General features: G+C 32.2%; 16 protein-coding genes. 4 read left to right on the forward strand and 12 right to left on the reverse strand.

All coding sequences use genetic code 11. The features are described from left to right. The first annotated feature begins 71 nt into the window (after positions 1–71). Both ASF10_RS08905 and ASF10_RS08910 read left to right on the forward strand, forming a co-directional pair. The gene (locus ASF10_RS08905) at positions 72–2,132 is read left to right on the forward strand and encodes a M13 family metallopeptidase (protein ID WP_056247832.1); all 2,061 of its coding nucleotides are present in this window, start codon (positions 72–74) and stop codon (positions 2,130–2,132) included. Between the two features lie 214 nt (positions 2,133–2,346). Next, positions 2,347–4,407 carry a M13 family metallopeptidase gene (locus tag ASF10_RS08910; RefSeq protein ID WP_056247835.1) on the forward strand — a complete coding sequence of 687 codons (2,061 nt, stop codon included), beginning with the start codon at positions 2,347–2,349 and terminating at the stop codon, positions 4,405–4,407. Between the two features lie 60 nt (positions 4,408–4,467). Here ASF10_RS08910 and ASF10_RS08915 read toward each other — a convergent pair whose 3' ends face one another. The 4 genes from ASF10_RS08915 to hemB all read right to left on the reverse strand — a co-directional run bounded on the left by ASF10_RS08915 (position 4,468) and on the right by hemB (position 7,355). Continuing rightward, positions 4,468–4,917 (reverse strand): GyrI-like domain-containing protein, encoded by a 450-nt coding sequence (locus ASF10_RS08915; protein WP_056248950.1) that lies wholly within the window; start codon positions 4,915–4,917, stop codon positions 4,468–4,470. A gap of 75 nt (positions 4,918–4,992) precedes the next feature. Further along, the gene (locus ASF10_RS08920) at positions 4,993–5,394 is read right to left on the reverse strand and encodes a c-type cytochrome (protein ID WP_056247838.1); all 402 of its coding nucleotides are present in this window, start codon (positions 5,392–5,394) and stop codon (positions 4,993–4,995) included. A 13-nt stretch (positions 5,395–5,407) separates the two neighbouring features. Next, on the reverse strand, positions 5,408–6,325 hold the full coding sequence (locus ASF10_RS08925; protein ID WP_056247840.1) for a hypothetical protein: 918 nt from the start codon (positions 6,323–6,325) through the stop codon (positions 5,408–5,410). Positions 6,326–6,362: 37 nt separating this feature from the next. Continuing rightward, entirely contained in the window at positions 6,363–7,355 is a 993-nt protein-coding gene (gene hemB / locus ASF10_RS08930) for a porphobilinogen synthase (RefSeq protein ID WP_056247844.1), read from the reverse strand. Positions 7,356–7,657: 302 nt separating this feature from the next. On the opposite strand from hemB, the gene ASF10_RS08935 reads away from it, so the two are divergent. Together ASF10_RS08935 and ASF10_RS08940 are read left to right on the forward strand one after the other, a co-directional pair. Further along, positions 7,658–8,290, forward strand: coding sequence for a hypothetical protein (locus ASF10_RS08935; RefSeq protein WP_056247848.1), 633 nt, complete (start codon positions 7,658–7,660; stop codon positions 8,288–8,290). A 3-nt stretch (positions 8,291–8,293) separates the two neighbouring features. Beyond that, on the forward strand, positions 8,294–10,075 hold the full coding sequence (locus ASF10_RS08940; RefSeq protein WP_056247852.1) for a hypothetical protein: 1,782 nt from the start codon (positions 8,294–8,296) through the stop codon (positions 10,073–10,075). 73 nt (positions 10,076–10,148) lie between these two features. On the opposite strand, the gene ASF10_RS08945 is transcribed toward ASF10_RS08940, so the two are convergent. Genes ASF10_RS08945 through ASF10_RS08980 form a run of 8 tightly spaced genes read right to left on the reverse strand, consistent with a single transcriptional unit; the run spans position 10,149 to position 17,087 of the window. Continuing rightward, the gene (locus tag ASF10_RS08945) at positions 10,149–11,051 is read right to left on the reverse strand and encodes a fructose bisphosphate aldolase (RefSeq protein ID WP_056247854.1); all 903 of its coding nucleotides are present in this window, start codon (positions 11,049–11,051) and stop codon (positions 10,149–10,151) included. A gap of 40 nt (positions 11,052–11,091) precedes the next feature. Continuing rightward, positions 11,092–12,030: a DUF4421 family protein gene (locus ASF10_RS08950; protein WP_056247857.1), complete on the reverse strand. Its 939-nt coding sequence runs from the start codon at positions 12,028–12,030 to the stop codon at positions 11,092–11,094. A 50-nt stretch (positions 12,031–12,080) separates the two neighbouring features. Next, positions 12,081–13,967, reverse strand: coding sequence for a hypothetical protein (locus ASF10_RS08955; RefSeq protein ID WP_056247859.1), 1,887 nt, complete (start codon positions 13,965–13,967; stop codon positions 12,081–12,083). Between the two features lie 3 nt (positions 13,968–13,970). Then, entirely contained in the window at positions 13,971–14,525 is a 555-nt protein-coding gene (locus ASF10_RS08960) for a hypothetical protein (RefSeq protein WP_056247862.1), read from the reverse strand. 36 nt (positions 14,526–14,561) lie between these two features. Further along, entirely contained in the window at positions 14,562–15,464 is a 903-nt protein-coding gene (hemF, locus tag ASF10_RS08965) for an oxygen-dependent coproporphyrinogen oxidase (protein ID WP_056247864.1), read from the reverse strand. Beyond that, complete coding sequence (locus tag ASF10_RS08970) at positions 15,454–16,005, reverse strand: GNAT family N-acetyltransferase (RefSeq protein ID WP_056247866.1); 552 nt, start codon at positions 16,003–16,005, stop codon at positions 15,454–15,456. Before ASF10_RS08970 ends, hemF begins: the two co-directional genes overlap by 11 nt. A 2-nt stretch (positions 16,006–16,007) precedes the next feature. After that, positions 16,008–16,385: a hypothetical protein gene (locus tag ASF10_RS08975; RefSeq protein WP_056247867.1), complete on the reverse strand. Its 378-nt coding sequence runs from the start codon at positions 16,383–16,385 to the stop codon at positions 16,008–16,010. A 3-nt stretch (positions 16,386–16,388) separates the two neighbouring features. After that, entirely contained in the window at positions 16,389–17,087 is a 699-nt protein-coding gene (locus ASF10_RS08980; RefSeq protein ID WP_056247871.1) for a hypothetical protein, read from the reverse strand. Positions 17,088–17,097 lie beyond the last annotated feature (10 nt).

The following is a 17,097-nucleotide window of genomic DNA, read 5'->3' on the forward strand; positions in this document are numbered from 1 at the left end:
TTCAAAAATTTTAACATAGCGTTTCAAATATTAGGAATACGTTTGTATAAAGACCACAAAATTAAATATAAATGAAAAAACAAATTTGCAGACCTTTATTCTGCGCCTTTTTTGTAACCGTTTCATTGACGGCTGTTAAAGCTCAAAATGCAACTTCAAAAGAACCGGGTATTAACGTTTCATACATGAATACCAAAATTAGTCCGAGTCAGGATTTTTTTAAATATGTAAACGGAACGTGGCTTGATCAGACTGAAATTCCAAGTGATCGTACAACATGGGGAAGTTTTAATGAACTGATCAAGAAAACAGATAAAGATGCAATGTCTATCCTTAAGGAAGCATCAAAAAATCCAAAATATAAATCAGATACAGATCAGGGAAAAGCAATTAACTTATTCTCTACGATTTTAGATACTGTTGGCAGAAATAAAGCAGGCATAAAACCTTTAGAACCTTATTTTAAAAAAATTGATGCAATCAAAAATGTTGCAGATCTTCAAAAATATTTAGTTGAAATGGAGCCGGAAGGTGGTTCTGGTTTTTTTGGAATTTACATTGGTGCTGATGAAAAAAACAGTTCTAAAAACTCGGTTAGTCTTGGCGTAAGCCGATTGGGATTACCGGATAAAGATTATTACACATCTGATGATAAGGATTCTAAGGAAAAACGTGCAAAATACCAACTTCATGTTGCAAAAATGATGCAGTTTACAGGAGAATCTGCAGAGAAAGCAAATAAAAGTGCTGCTGAGATTTTAGCTTTAGAAACAGAATTGTCTAAACCAAGATTAAATCGTGTTGAAAGCAGAGACAGCCGTTTGCAATATAACCCAATGACAATTGCCCAACTTCAAAAATTAACACCTGCTATTAAGTGGGATGCTTATTTTACAAATCTTGGTTTGGCAAAATTAGATACCGTAGTGGTTATGGAACCTAAGTACATGAAGGCTTTGCAAACTGTTTTTACAGAAAACAAAGTAGCACAATGGAAAGAATATCTAAAATGGGATTTGCTAAACACAGTTTCTACAACATTGTCAACAGATATTGAAACTGCAAGTTTTGATTTTTACAGCAAAACATTAAGAGGTGCAATCAAACAATTGCCACGCGAAGAAAAAGCATTACAAGTTGTAAACAACACTATTGGTGAAGCACTTGGTAAATTATATGTAGAAAAAGTATTTCCTGCCGAAGCAAAAACAAAAGCAGTCGATATGATTCATAATGTTATTTTGGCGTACCAAAATCGTATTAATAATTTGACCTGGATGTCTGCAGCTACAAAGGTAAAAGCGATTGAAAAATTAAATAAAATCACAATAAAAGTTGGTTATCCTGATAAATGGAAAGATTATTCGGCACTTGAAATTAAAAGTGTTGCTGATGGAGGAAGTTACTTCGGAAATGAACGCAATCTTTCTAAATGGAATTTCAAAAAAGGAATTGAAAAACTAAACAAACCGGTTGATAAAACAGAGTGGGGAATGTCGCCACAAACTGTAAATGCGTATTACAATCCATCGTATAACGAAATTGTATTTCCGGCGGCAATTTTACAACCTCCGTTTTACAATTACCAAGCTGATGAAGCTGTAAATTATGGTGGTATTGGAGCTGTTATTGGTCATGAAATTTCTCATGGTTTTGATGATTCAGGAGCACGTTATAATGCCGAAGGAAACTTGGTAGACTGGTGGACACCTGAGGATTTAAAACAATTTACTGCGCTTGGGACTGCTTTGGCAGATCAATATAGTGCTTTAGAGCCATTGCCTGGAATTCATGTAGATGGTAAATTTACGCTTGGTGAAAATATTGGTGATTTAGGTGGTATTAATGCAGCTTATGATGGTTTGCAATTGTACTTAAAAGCACACGGAAATCCTGGATTAATTGACGGATTTACGCCAGAGCAACGTTTCTTTATTTCATGGGCAACCGTTTGGAGAACAAAAACCAGAGATGAAGCACTTAAAAATCAGGTAAAAACAGATCCGCATTCTCCTGGAATGTTCAGAGCTGTTGTGCCAATTCAGAATGTTGATGCTTTTTATCAGGCTTTTGGAATCAAAAAAGGAGATAAAATGTACATTGATTCAGATAAAAGAGTAAAAATCTGGTAATATATAAAACTATAAAACGACGCTTTTTTTGAGCGTCGTTTTTAGTTTGTGTGATTAACAAGAAAATGCAGCAATTACCTTATTGTTAGGTGATTTTTAATCAAATTCTGTTATTGTTTGGTGCCGATTCTTCAATCAATTATTTGCCAAATTTAACATGGAGTTTGAAATAATTGCAATATGTTTGTGTATATACTAAAAACTATAAATAAAAATGATTAAACAACTACGAAAACCTATGTTTTGTGTTGTTTCTGCAATGATTACTATTACTGCAGTAAACGCCCAAGATGCAAAAAAGAAAGAACCGGGTATCAATCTTTCTAACATGGATACAAAAGTTAGTCCGGGACAGGATTTTTTCCGTTATGTAAATGGAGCCTGGCTGGATAAAACTGAAATTCCAAGTGATAGAAATTCATGGGGAAGTTTCAACGAACTACGTCAGAAGACCGATAATGATGCACTTGCAATCTTAAAAGAAGCTTCAAAAGATCCTAAGTATAAATCGAGTACAGATCAGGGTAAAGCAATTGCTTTATTCAACACGATTATGGATACGGTTGGTCGTAATAAAAATGGGATAAAACCACTTCAGCCTTACTTAAAGAAAATCGATGCGATTAAAAACGTAACCGATTTACAAAATTTCTTTATCGAAATGCAGCCTCAGGGTGGAATTGGTTTTTTTGGTGTCTATGTTTCAGCTGATGCAAAAAACAGTAATAAAAACTCTGTTAGCCTTGTGCCTGGAAGTTTAGGATTATCTGATAAAGATTACTACAACGCAGATGATAAAGATTCTAAGGAAAAACGTGAAAAATATGAAGTACACGTTGCAAGAATGATGCAATATATTGGAGAATCTCCTGCTAAAGCAAAAGAAAATGCGAAACAAATCCTGGCTTTAGAAGTTGAATTGTCTTCGCCAAGATTAGACCGTGTTGAGAGAAGAGACCGTAGAAAACAATATAATCCAACTGCTGTTGCTGATTTAAAAAAGAATACACCTTCTATTCAATGGGAGAAATATTTTACCGGAATCGGAATGTCAAAATTAGATACAGTAAACGTAGCGCAACCGCGTTATATGATTGCTTTAGAAAAAACATTGACAGAAAAGAAAGTAGAAGCGTGGAAAGAGTACCTAAAATGGACTTTATTAAACAGAACAGCTTCGACTTTAAGTACTGATATTGAAAATGCTAATTTCGATTTCTACGGAAAAACGTTAACAGGAGCTTTAAAGCAACGTCCGCGTGAAGAAGTAGCACTTCAGGTAATCAACGGAGCAACAGGTGAAGCTTTAGGAAAACTTTATGTAGAGAAATTATTTCCTGCTGAAGCAAAAACGAAAGCTAAAGACATGATCAACAATGTAATGTTAGCTTATGAAAACAGGATTAATGCATTGCCTTGGATGTCTAAAGAAACTAAGGTTAAAGCAATTGAGAAATTAAAAAAACTTACCGTAAAAATTGGATATCCGGACAAGTGGAAAGATTATTCAGCTTTAGAACTTAAAAATGTTAACGAAGGCGGAACTTATTTTGATAATATGAAAAACATATCAAAATGGTCTTATGCAGAAAACTTAGCTAAATTAGGCAAACCGGTTGATAAAACAGAATGGGGAATGTCTCCACAAACTGTAAATGCCTATTTTAATCCGTCTTATAACGAGATTGTTTTCCCAGCAGCAATTCTACAACCGCCTTTCTATAATTATCAAGCTGACGAAGCAGTTAATTATGGTGGAATTGGAGCTGTAATTGGTCACGAGATTTCTCATGGATTTGATGATTCTGGCGCACGTTACAACGCTGATGGAAATTTAGTAGATTGGTGGACTCCTGAAGACTTAAAACAATTTACTGCTCTTGGTGGTGAACTTGCTGCACAATACAGTGCTTTAGAACCGCTTCCTGGAATTCACGTAGATGGTAAATTTACATTAGGTGAAAACATTGGAGATTTAGGAGGAACAAATGCTGCTTACGATGGTTTGCAATTGTATTTGAAGCAACACGGTAATCCGGGATTAATTGACGGATTTACGCCAGAACAACGTTTCTTTATTTCCTGGGCGACAGTTTGGAGAACTAAATCAAGAGACGAGGCTATAAAAAGCCAGGTTAAAACAGATCCGCATTCTCCTGGAATGTACAGAGCTGTTGTGCCAATCCAGAATTTAGATACATTTTATCAGGCTTTTGGTATTAAGAAAGGTGATAAGATGTATGTAGAACCAGATAAAAGAGTTAAAATCTGGTAGTCTATTCAATTATAAAATAAAAAACGGCGCTAATTTTAGCGCCGTTTTTGTTTCTGTATCTTATTGATTTGCAATGTAAATAGCCACTTCTGCATTTTCAGGGTTTTGAGATTTTTCTCCATAAACCTCAAAATCTGCTGTAAAACTTCTTTTTAAATCGGAGTTCCAGATTTCCAGCCATTTATTAAAAATAATTCCTTGGGTTAAGTTTCCTTTTGCAGTAAATTGTTCATAATCTGCTGATTCAATTGTTATTCCAATCATGTTTTCAGGCACGAAATCTAAGCTTTCAACCTTACAGCCCAAAATAGTAGTGTAAGGTTTGGTATGATCTTTTTCGTAATCCGTATAAATGCAAAATAGATCTTCTGAAACTTTGCCCGGAATCTTATGCTGAATTCCTTCACTCATAAATTTGTTCCAAAGAGCCGGAATATCTTTTGATGAGGTACCATTTTCGTTTGTAGTTCTTACCGAAATACCAATTACATTGAATTTTTGAATTATCATTTTTGCTTCATTTTTGTTAAGCTGTAAATGTAAAACCATGCAATGACAACAGTATGTCAGCAGAAATGAAAAATACTACTTTAAATGACTGTAAATATAAGCCTCAATAGCTTTCAATTCTTCATCAGACATTGCCTGAGTCACAGGAAAATTGGTTTTCATAACCGCAAACTGACTTGGGTCTACAATTGGTTCCGCATTTCCTTTTAAGAAAGTGGTGATATCTCCTTTTTTGTCTTTATAGATTTTCGCAATTTCCTGAATACTTGGACCAATTACTTTTTGATCAGCCTGATGGCAGGAAAAACAGTTTCCTTGTCCTTCAAAAATTTGTTTCCCTAAAGCTTCCGGAGTTTTGACTTCTGCTGAGTTTCCTTCTGAATAGTTTTCTACAGGTTCCTTAACAGTATTTTCTGTTGCTTCTTTTTTACAAGAAGCTAAAGCTAAAACGGCAAATAAGAATAATAGTTTTTTCATTATAGATTTAATTTTATTTCATTGCTTCAAACTTATAGCCATTATAAAGAAGTTTGGCTACAATTTGTTTAGAAAGAAAATCTTTGTCTTCATTACCATAAAACGAAAGATTAATTTTCTCGGTATCAGTAAGAGTTCCTCTTAAATTATAGTATTTGTTATCCCAGGTAATTATTTCATCCTTGATATTTTTATTGGTATTTGGGTTTTGATATCCTGTTTTTGTAGCATACCAGGCACCCAATACCTTAACTCGGTTTTGGGCTCTGCTATTATTGTCTTTCTCAGAATATAGGGAGTTTACAGTATAAACCAGACTAGGAGGGAAATTAGGCATAAAAGTTATATTGCTTTTTTTAACTTCTCCTATTACAACATAATCCATAACAAGCTGACCATCTTTAAGAACTTCCTGTTTTTGAAGGATATTTCCATTCTCCACTTTTATTCTCAAGGCAAGCATTGCATCATTTTCTGCTTTTAACTGGTCAATTGTTTTCTGGTTTGCATCATCAAAGACTTTTGTAATGTTAGTAGGTGTTCCGTTAATGAATTCTAAAACGCCTTTTTCATCTAAACCGGATGCACTTATGAATTTGTATTTTTCATTGCAAACACTGGCTACAATCGCTTTTTGAAAGCTCAAACCCTGATCTGTACCATAATCAACAATTTCATTTGTTTTATTGTTGCTTAAATCAGTAAGAAGAGACCAATAAACCGTTGAACCATCAAGTAGGGTATTAGCCTTTCTTTCGATAGAAAAAATAGGTCTGTTGTCTAAGGAAAGTATTTTATACGATAATTTTTCTTTGTCTAAAATCGCAACTTCAGTTCCGTCGATACTGATTTTATCTTTTTTAATTTTAATATCCTGACCAATTGCTGTTACAGAAACGATCATGGCAAGTCCAAGTAATACTTTTTTCATAAGTTATATTTTCGGCTAAAGTAGCTTTTATTTTATATTACTTGTTTAAAAGAATCGCAGCTTCTTTTGCAAAATAAGTAGAGATAATACTGGCGCCTGCACGCTTAATGCAATAAAGTTGCTCTATCATAATTTTGTCGTGATCTAACCAACCTCTTTCTGCTGCGGCCTTTACCATCGCGTACTCACCAGATACTTGGTATACCGCAACCGGTACATGAACGGTGTCTTTTATCTCACGAACGATGTCTAAATATGCAATTCCCGGTTTTACCATAACGATATCTGCACCTTCTTCAACGTCTAATAATGCCTCACGAATTCCTTCAATTCTGTTGGCATAATCCATTTGATAAGTCTTTTTATCTTTAGGAATATTTTGAGAATCTACCGGAGCAGAATCCAAAGCATCACGAAACGGTCCGTAAAATGCCGAAGCATATTTTGCACTGTAACTCATGATTCCTACATTATGATGTCCGTTTTCTTCTAGTGCTTTTCTAATCGCTAAAACACGTCCATCCATCATATCACTAGGCGCGACAAAATCAGCTCCGGCTTCAGCATGACTTAAACTCATTCTGGTTAAAGCATCAACAGTAGCGTCATTTATCAATTGACCATTTTCGATAATTCCGTCATGACCATAAATCGAATATGGATCTAAAGCCACATCCGGCATAACAATCATTTCCGGAACAGCATCTTTGATCGCACGAATCGTTTGTTGCATCAAACCATCTTTATTCCAGGCTTCAACACCTTTATTATCTTTTAAGTTATCGCTTACTTTTACATAAATATTCACCGCTTTGATTCCTAAATTCCAGGCTTCCTTTACTTCTTTAATCGTATTGTCTAATGAATGACGGTAAATTCCCGGCATTGACGGAATAGCAACTTTTACGTCTTTTCCTTCGGCAACAAACATTGGAAGCATAAAGTCTTGTGGACTCAAACTTGTTTCACGAACTAAAGAACGAATAGATTCATTGGTTCTTAAACGGCGGTTTCTCTGTAATGGGAACATATAATTTTAGATTTAGATTTTTTAGATCTCAGTTTTTAACCTGATTTACTTTAAAGCAGCTTGATTCCTGATTCTAAAAGTGCAGTTATTTTTTATTTTTTGAAGATTATAATGCTTTTTGAGAAGCAGTGCAAAGTTAAAGAAAAATCAACAGAATAAGGAGATTAGCCTACCTTAGAATCCGTTAATATTATCTAAAATTTTGCTCTTTTTTTGTTTGCGTTTAATTCTTAAAACCCGGAAATAGAAGTTGTTTATTACGATGCTATGGTTTTTAAAAATTTTCCCATTAAATTTGTCTGATGAAGAAATTTCTCGCTTTATGCTGTTGTTTACTGCTAACAAGTTGTTTTGAAATAACAGAAAGAATCAAACATCACGACGATCAAAGTGGCGAGTACACATTGATGGTTAATTTTTCGAAATCCTGGTTTAAAACAAAATCGGCAATGTGGCTCGAAGAAGTCGATGGCGTAAAAATCCCGAACGAACAGGAAATCATCAAAAAATTGGAGGATTTTAAAACAAAAGCTTCTAAAATTGACGGAATTACAAACGTAACTACCAAAACTGATTTTGAAAATTATGTTTTCATTATCAAACTCAATTATGCAAATGTAAAAGCGCTTAATGCTGTTGTAAATACAATAAACAATCAAAGCGATCAAATTCACTTTGTCAGTAGCGCCAAGAACTTCGAAAGAATTGCTTCATATCCAATTCCTGAAAAACTGATAAAAGATCCTAAGAAAAAACAAGATCTTGAAGCAGCCAATATTATTGCCATTTATACATTTGATAAAGATGTTCAGGCAGTGCAAAATCCAAATAGTAAAATTTCCCAAAACAAAAAGACCGTATTTTTAAAGCAAAGTATGTACAGCGTGCTTAAAAAATCGGCATTAATGAACAATACAATCCAATTAACTCCCTGATTTATGAAGCAGTTTTATACGCTCTTTTTATTATTCGCCCTGCATTTGACTTTTGGTCAAGCCAATAAAAAACAATACGATTATTTCGTTCAATTTAATGGAAACCAGCTTTCTAAAAAAGTAAACCTTGTAGATATACTCAATCATCCGCTTATTGCCAAATACAAGGATGGTCCTGATTTAGCCCAATATGCAGCTCTTTTTCAAATAGATCAAAAAGCATCTATTCACGGAAATTTCACAGATAGTATTCAATATTACCAGGTTACGATTCCTATAAAAAGTAAAGAAGCCGTTAAGCAATTTCTAATAGAGCAACGCACCATTAATAAAAATACAGATTCTGTTGAGGTACCGGTAATAAAGGATCTTGGGAAATATTTGCTTTTTTCTCCAAGCAACCAAAAGAAATCATTTGCATGGAATGATAATTACTTGGTTATTTTAGAATTTACTAAAAAATATAAATCAAACATTCTTCATGAGACAAAACAAGATTCAATTTCAATCGAAGAACCTTATGAAGAAACGACAACAAACGAGACAAACGCAACAACAGAAAATGATGATACTGAAGTAGTAGAAGAGTATGCAGGAATATCGAATGAAGAATATGAAAAAGCAGAAGCAGATTTTAATTTTTTGCAGGCAGAACAACAAAACCTTTTTATCAAATCGTTATTCGAAAATGGTTTTACACCACCAAATTCAGATAAGATAAATGCCGGTGCTGATATTTCGTCATGGTTAAACTACAGTTCAGTAATGTCTACTTTAAGTTCTACATATGGTGCTTTGTCACAGTTTACCAGTTATAACAAGTTTTTGCCGGTACAAAATAGTTTTGGAAATTTTGTAAAAGGTATTAACCTTGATTTTTATTTTGATAACGATAATGCACGTATTGAAGAAGTTATTGAATATGCTGAACCAATGGCAGTAGTCGTAGAGAAAATGACGAATAGAAAGATTAATAAAAACATCTTTAATTATTTTCCGGATGAAAAGCCATTAGCATATATGTCTTATCATATCAATAGTAAAGCAATACTTGAAAACTTTCCGTCCTTAACTGCTGAATTATTTCAAAATCCAAAACTTCGTAAAGAGGACATAACTATTGTAACGGATTTAATTTCGACAATAATAGATGAAGAAGCTACTGCAACACTTTTTGATGGTGATTTGAGTATGTTTTTATACAACATGAAGGAAGTTGAAGTAACAACGAAATCGTACGGATATGATGAAAATTATGAAGAAAAAGTAACAGAACAAAAGATTAAGAAAAACATTCCGTTATTCTCTGCTGTTTTTACCTCTACGCATCCCACTTTTGGTGATAAACTAATTCAGTTAGGTGTTCGTAAACAATTTTTAGAGCCAAAAGGAGATTATTATCAAATACTGGGAACAGAAGATTATGGTACTATTTTTATCAAAAAAGATAAAGATGTAGTAATTATAACCAATACGCAGGATTATTTTAATACAGGAAAGGGAACTTTTTCTAAAGAAGCAAAAAAAGCATTAAAGAAGAACTACATCTCCGGAAAAGTAAATATTGCCGGATTGACAAATGTTTATGCTAATACAGATGAAGCCAACGAAACTAAAGCTGCTAAAATCAAAAGAGTTGCAGAACAATTTACGGATATTACCCTTGAATCTCCTAAAAAGCTAATCGATAACAAATTGATTTTCGAATGTAAACTAAATGCTGCAAAATCTGATAAAAACATCATTTTACAAACGTTAGATTTGGCTCAAGAGTTAAGCAAATAGTTGTAATATCATAAAACCAAAAATCCCCGGAAATTTATTTTCCGGGGATTTTTTTATAGAATTCAGTATCATTTTATGTAATAGAAGCCGTGTAAATTTCTTTAATGGTCTTGCTTAATTTAGTATTAAAATCATCATCAGATTGTCCCGCAGTAAGTCCTTCAGATAATGCTCTTGAGAAACTGGCGATTAATCCGTGGTTTTGCGAAAGCTTAAGATTCGCTTCGTCTTGTGCATATCCTCCTGACAATGCCACAACACGCACAACATGTGGGTCTGACATAAGTTCTTTGTAAAAGTCATTCACAGTTGGAATCGATAATTTCAGCATTACTTTCACATCTTTATCAAGTAAATTAAGCTGTTTCTTGATTTCGTCTCTCAGTATTTCTTCTGATTTTTCTTTATCAGCACTATAAATATCAACCTCAGGCTCAATAATTGGTATAAGTCCTTTTTCGAAGATCTGTAAACCTACAGCAAATTGCTGTTCTACTACTTCCTGAATTCCTGTTATATTAGCTTCTTTAATCACAGAACGCATCTTAGTCCCAAACACATTTCGTTCTACAGCACGTGATAGTAATTTATCTAAATTAGAAATAGGTTTCATAAGCTGTACGCCATTTGCAAGATCAGCAAGTCCTTTGTCTACCTTTAAAAAAGGAACTATCTTTTTTTTCTCCCACAAATAATCAGCAGTCCATTGTTCGTCGATTTTACGATCCATTGTATTTTCAAACAATATAGCACCCAGAATATACTCGCTGTCAAAGGCAGTACTTTTAATAATGCGGGTTCTCATTTGATGTACAAGCGTGTACATTTCTTCATCATTTGAGAAACTGCTTTCCAGAACTCCATATTGTGCTAATGCTTTTGGCGTGCTTCCTCCACTTTGATCTAATGCAGCAATAAATCCTTTTCCGGAATGCATACGATGTAATTGTGCGATGTATCTTTCTCTATTTTTCATATTATTATATTTTAGATTTTTAGAATGAAAATTATGAATATCACAAACCTATTTTCTGATTTACTTTATCATAAACTTCTTTTACTTTTTTAGGAGGATCAAATCGGTAACCTGCAGAAAGTTTTAAAGTGGCAATATTATCATTCAGTCGCGGATTGACATTTTCGTCCTGAGCAAAACTTACGGTATTGATGCTTGCAAAAGCAAAGAAGCGGTCATTATTGTAGGCTAGTTTTAAATTAAAATCGGCTTGATATAGAGCAGATGAATCTCCATCGATATCATTAATTCCAACTCCTAAAGCAATTCCGGTACCAATTAAAACCCTGTCACTAATTACAAAATTATAGAAATAGGATGGTGCCAAAGTAAATACATAAATATCTCCGGGCGTTGCATCAGGAGTATTTAAGTCGATATTGGTATAGTAAAACGAGAAAGTTGGAATAAAACTTCCGGAACTCTTAGTTTGCCATTCGTTTTGACTTACCAATGTTTTAAAAGAGAATTTATTATTAAAAACGTAAGCCGTCGATCCGCCAATTTTTGTCGTACGCATATTTGGCAGTTGTGCTATTATATTTTCATCGCTGATGTAAAATCCTTTTTGATTGATGAAAGTAAACGACTGCATCCATTTTTTGTAGTAAAAACGGGTATTGAAATTAAAATTTTTGGAATGAGAATCTCCCTTGTTCTGGCTTAGAAATTTTGGAGCAAAACCAATAGAAACATCAATGATTTTATAATTCAGATTAAAACCAATCTGTTCTCTTCTATTCGGTATAAGATTAACAAATGTTTCCGAATCCTGAGTGCCTGAAGCAATCTGAAAACTATTTGAAGTATCTAAATAATAAATACTGCCAGTAATTTTATCATTATAAGATTTAAAATAGGGATTTTGCAGTGAATCGTTTTGAGCAAAACACCCAAAAATGCTGGCAAAAAACGCTATGTAAATCAGTTTGGAGTTCATGTTGTATTATATATCTTGGAAAAATGGAATTTTTTAAGATATGCACTTAGTTAATTATATAATTTAAAAAGGATTATAATAGTAATTATTAATAAAGGGATTATTAAAAAAGAAATGATTCTAATTGTCATCAATTCACCTCTTTCAACTTTATTAGAAACAAATACTTTTAACATTAACATGAAAGATACTAGTGCAATAAACATTATAATAAAAGTAAATAATTTATTTTCAAAAGTGGTTTCAGAATTTGAGGTGTAGGCACCTTGAAAAAGTAGAGCTATAATTGCTGAAAAAATACCAAGCAATTCAATGTTTTTCTTAGTGTTATTTTCTAAAACTTGTTCTTGAATTGATACCTTACTCTCAAGTTTTTCAAATAATATTGAGAAATTACTTAAGCTTTTAATTTCATTTTTAAAGTTTTCATTTTTACTTTCAAGTCCATCAATTTCTTTTAATAGAGATTCGTAATCCAAAGGTAAAGAAAATGTAGATGGTGAAAACACGTTTAAATATTTATCCTCGGAAATTTTGTAAGTTAAAATACATTCTTCGAAAGGTAATTGATATGCATAGAAAAAATGATTTCGACACCAGTTTAAAGTCGTTTTGTATTTCTTTATAATTTCTTCGAGACTATTATTTGCAATTTCTAATTTTTCAATCAATTCTTTTTTTAAAGTATCTCCTTTTCTTAGTTCCTTATTAATATGTTTAATGTACTCAATTGTGAATTCGGCTAATTTCTTATATGGAAAGAAATTTTCTATAACAGATTCTGATTGAATTTTTTTAATCTTTTCTTTTTCTTTCTCTAGAAATTCGTTGAAATTAAACTCTACAGATATTTTTTCTTTCTCTTTTTCTACTGAACATGAAAGGGTACAATTTTGGATGTAATTTTCCGATATTTTTTTGGAATATTTATTAAAAATAATATTTTGAATTACTATATTATCTAGTTTTATATCTTCTAAATCTTTAATTTTTTTATCAAAATCCTTGGCAATTTTTATTAATCGATGTCTATCCCAATATGTTTCATTAGAATTGCTAAAAGATTTTAATTTCCGAGCATAAACATCATTTTCTTCAGAAAGATAATGTATTTGTGAATAATCATCCCATTTATCATATTGTTGTGAAATATAGAGATGAGTTTCTAGTAAAAATGAATTTTCAATACCAGAAGCAACATAATATTGATTTTCTGAATTTAATTCTTGGTTTTTTCTAATTATTAATTTTCTAATTAAAAAGGTAGTTTTATCTATTAATATGTCTAAAATAAATTTTATGTTGTCATCTGGAAAAGGAAATCTACCTAAGCACTGTTTGAAAGAGATATTTAAATTTAAAAGGGATTCTAAGTTTTCTTCATTATTTCTTAAAGTAAATTCTTTTCTGCTTAAAGTTAAATTTTCTAAAAAAATAGTGCTTAAAATTAATTCAAAATTCTTCTTTTCAAATTTTAAATCTTCAATAATGTTATGAGATCTATCAGACAAATTGAATACTAATATTTTGTCTAATTTTAGTATTATACCATCAATAAAGTCCTTGTTTTTTGAATATTCTTCTAGACACTGCTTAAATGAATATAAAAATTTTGTGTTTGATAAATATTCAGTATATCTTCCTTCTACTGTGGTGTTTGCAATAAATGAAAGGTCTGGAAATTGAAAAAAAGTATCTACTAAACTTATTAATTTATTAATTTCAATTGAAAATTTTTCATTTAAATATTCACCTTCTAAAACAGAGTAGTTTAGATGGGTGAAAATTTCAAGTAGAAATTCTTCCTCTTTTGTTTTTAGTACCTCACCAAAGGCGTCAAATTTATTACTAGAATCTGGTATTTGATCGTAAATATCTTTTACTAAAGTGTTTTTAGACTGAGTAATTTTAGAAGTTATGTTAGAAATCCATTTCATGAATTAAGAAATGTAATTTAAATTGACAATTTTTTTATCTTTTTTGATTTCCTCATTTGGCATTAATTCAGAATAACTTTGTTTAGATTTGGCAACATTATAATATTTTTTCCAGCTATTCCATTTGTGAGTTAATTCAACTAAAGATCCTGCACCTGCAGTAATTAAATTAGGCTCTAATTCCTCTAATTTTTCAATGGATTTTAAGATTTTTTCTTTTAATATCGGATTTATTTCAGGTGAAATTGCTCCAGTGGTAAATATTATTTTTTCATTAGAAATAGTAAATAAACCATCAAAATTGCCTCTGTGCGATTTATAAAAGTCGTAAACGTTTGTTTCGACTGGTCCATATGGCATCGCATGAAATGTATTTTGATCTAGTAAATGAGGTTGGTTTTCACTATTGATAGTTACTACAAAAAAATGTAATTTGATGATTTTTAAAATAGTAAAATCGTTGAAGTCATTAAATAAATCGACTGAAACATCGTTTTTCTTGATGTACCAATTCCTTAATTCAAAAACGATATTTTTAAAAATATTAATTGTTTCCATTTATCCTTTTTTCTTGCTTTTTGTAAATATAATTAATCAAATCCATTCCCTAGGATTTTCAAGTGTTAAAATAACCGTCTCTTCTTCACTTCCAGCTTCTGCATGATGATCATAAACCCATTGCACATGCGGAGGTAAGCTCATTAAAATACTCTCAATTCTTCCGTTGGTTTTTAAACCGAATAATGTTCCTTTGTCATGAACCAGATTAAATTCAACATAACGACCACGACGGATTTCCTGCCATGTTCTGTTTTCCGGAGTATATTCCAGATTTTTTCTTCTTTCTACTATTGGAACATAGGCTTCAAGGAAACTGTTTCCAGCTTCGGTTACGAAATTGTACCAATCGTCCATTGACATTTGCTCATTTGCTTTGCAATAATCAAAGAATAAACCACCAATTCCGCGGGCTTCGTTTCTATGTGCATTCCAGAAATATGCGTCGCATTGTTTTTTATATTTTGGATAAAATTCTGGGTTGTGTTTATCGCAAGCCGTTTTACACGTTTGATGAAAGTGTTTTGCATCTTCCTCAAACAAATAATAAGGCGTTAAATCCTGTCCGCCGCCAAACCATTGTTCGATTACTTTTCCAGATTCATCATACATTTCAAAATATCGCCAATTAGCGTGGACAGTAGGAACCATAGGGTTTTTTGGATGTAAAACCAAACTTAATCCGCAGGCAAAGAAATCAGCTTCACCAACACCAAACATCTTTTGCATCGCTTCCGGTAATTTTCCGTGAACGGCTGAAATGTTTACACCGCCTTTTTCGAAAACATTTCCGTTTTCAATAACACGTGTTCTTCCGCCACCGCCTTCCGGACGTTTCCAAAGATCTTCGCGGAATTTTGTAGTTCCGTCAACAGCTTCTAATCCGGAACAAATCTGATCTTGTAATTTTTGTATGTATGCGTAAAATTTATCTTTCATCGTTATTATATTCTGATTTAAGCAATCCTAAGTAAACAGTGTTTTGCAATTCGCCGTCACCGTTTCTAAATTCGTCTCGTAAAATTCCTTCTTGTTTAAAATTATGTTTCAATGCAATTCTTTGGCTTGCCAAATTAATTTCTGAGGTACATATAAAAACCTTGTTTAGCATTAATTTATTAAAGCAAAAATCAAGTGCATGAGAAACCATTTTTGACGTGATTCCTTTTCCTTGATAATCTTGATCAATAAAATAACCTAATTCGCATTTAGAAATGCGATAATCAATAGTTTTAACACACAAATAACCAATTAAAGTATTAGTATTTATATCTCTGGCATAAAAGTAATAGCCTTCTTTATTTTTCTCTTTCTCAAGACTGACTTTTAAAAAAATCTGCGTTTTATTTAGAGAATCAGAATTGGCCAGTGTAACTGGAAAAGTTTTTTCAATATGTTTTTTGTTCTTTTCGATGAGGTTGTAAAACTCTTCCGGAAGAATGTTGTCAATTGTTTCTATTTTCCAATCTGTAAAACTCATCTCTATTTGTTTTTAGCCGCAGCAATTTTAGCATTTATTCCAAAAGAAAAAACCTTGCTTTCCTGCTGGATATATTGATAAATAGCTAACGCTTTATCTTCAAATTTATAATTTTCTGCTTTGGGAAAATCGATTAAGAAATCAGCAAATTGTTCCAGCTGATTCCAATCGAATTGATTGTGGATTAATAATGCGATTAACTCTTCATTATTATAATCAACTATAATTTGAATGTTTAAACCGAGTTCCTGAAGTTGATTTTCAATTTCAAATTTTTCATCGTCATTCAACATTTTAGGCACAAAATCAAGAGAGCGCAATGTTTTCAGGACATTGTCAATTCTGATGCTTTCGTTGTCTCGTAATCCTTTGTTGAGCATGATTTATTGTTTTTTACCAGATTTAAATTTCTGATTATTGATCGTTTGGCTAAAGATTAATTTACCTTCTTGTGCGGTATAGGTATTAGTTCTTCCAAAGTTTTTAATCGTTCGGTAAATAAAATACAAAACCGGCAATGAGTAATATATAAATCCCATACATATTGGAACATATGGTTTGTCGATGAATAATCCGCTTGATTTTACTGTGTCAAAATAATGGGATTTTTCTAAAAATTCATCCGTTAATCCAAACTTCGGAATTATACCATTTGCAAAACATACTGCAAAAATTAAAAAGAAATAAAACATTGCTTTAGCAACCGATTTTCCTATTTGTAATGCGCGAATTTCAGGACTCACATCCGAAAAAGCAAAACGCATTCTGTTTAAAACGGTTAACAAATAAATGTATAAAATATTTGTATTGATTACAGAATGATGAAATGCCAATGCAAACAATCCGTACATGGGAAAAAACACAAACAGCGATAGCTTTTTAGGCATAACCGCCATAAAAACTCCTGAATGTACCATGATAAACTCAAAAGCCATTAAAATAGCCAAATCATTTATCAAACTTACATTGTGTTCTTCGGGATGTAACCACACCATCAAAAATACAGTCGCATAGTACGCCTGAAAACCATATTCGATAAAAGAAAATGGAGAATTTCTGGTGAAGTTTATGTTTGCAAACATCTAGGATATG

This window comes from Flavobacterium sp. Leaf82, from assembly GCF_001422725.1.
GTDB lineage: Bacteria > Bacteroidota > Bacteroidia > Flavobacteriales > Flavobacteriaceae > Flavobacterium.

Bases quoted from the DNA above. Each gene is read 5' to 3' on its own strand.
- ASF10_RS08925 (WP_056247840.1), bottom strand. From the start codon at position 6,325: ATGAAAAAAGTATTACTTGGACTTGCCATGATCGTTTCTGTAACAGCA.
- hemB (WP_056247844.1), bottom strand. From the start codon at position 7,355: ATGTTCCCATTACAGAGAAACCGCCGTTTAAGAACCAATGAATCTATT.
- ASF10_RS08935 (WP_056247848.1), top strand. From the start codon at position 7,658: ATGAAGAAATTTCTCGCTTTATGCTGTTGTTTACTGCTAACAAGTTGT.
- ASF10_RS08950 (WP_056247857.1), bottom strand. From the start codon at position 12,030: ATGAACTCCAAACTGATTTACATAGCGTTTTTTGCCAGCATTTTTGGG.
- ASF10_RS08960 (WP_056247862.1), bottom strand. From the start codon at position 14,525: ATGGAAACAATTAATATTTTTAAAAATATCGTTTTTGAATTAAGGAAT.
- ASF10_RS08905 (WP_056247832.1), top strand. From the start codon at position 72: ATGAAAAAACAAATTTGCAGACCTTTATTCTGCGCCTTTTTTGTAACC.
- hemF (WP_056247864.1), bottom strand. From the start codon at position 15,464: ATGAAAGATAAATTTTACGCATACATACAAAAATTACAAGATCAGATT.
- ASF10_RS08920 (WP_056247838.1), bottom strand. From the start codon at position 5,394: ATGAAAAAACTATTATTCTTATTTGCCGTTTTAGCTTTAGCTTCTTGT.
- ASF10_RS08945 (WP_056247854.1), bottom strand. From the start codon at position 11,051: ATGAAAAATAGAGAAAGATACATCGCACAATTACATCGTATGCATTCC.
- ASF10_RS08975 (WP_056247867.1), bottom strand. From the start codon at position 16,385: ATGCTCAACAAAGGATTACGAGACAACGAAAGCATCAGAATTGACAAT.
- ASF10_RS08915 (WP_056248950.1), bottom strand. From the start codon at position 4,917: ATGATAATTCAAAAATTCAATGTAATTGGTATTTCGGTAAGAACTACA.
- ASF10_RS08980 (WP_056247871.1), bottom strand. From the start codon at position 17,087: ATGTTTGCAAACATAAACTTCACCAGAAATTCTCCATTTTCTTTTATC.
- ASF10_RS08955 (WP_056247859.1), bottom strand. From the start codon at position 13,967: ATGAAATGGATTTCTAACATAACTTCTAAAATTACTCAGTCTAAAAAC.
- ASF10_RS08910 (WP_056247835.1), top strand. From the start codon at position 2,347: ATGATTAAACAACTACGAAAACCTATGTTTTGTGTTGTTTCTGCAATG.
- ASF10_RS08940 (WP_056247852.1), top strand. From the start codon at position 8,294: ATGAAGCAGTTTTATACGCTCTTTTTATTATTCGCCCTGCATTTGACT.
- ASF10_RS08970 (WP_056247866.1), bottom strand. From the start codon at position 16,005: ATGAGTTTTACAGATTGGAAAATAGAAACAATTGACAACATTCTTCCG.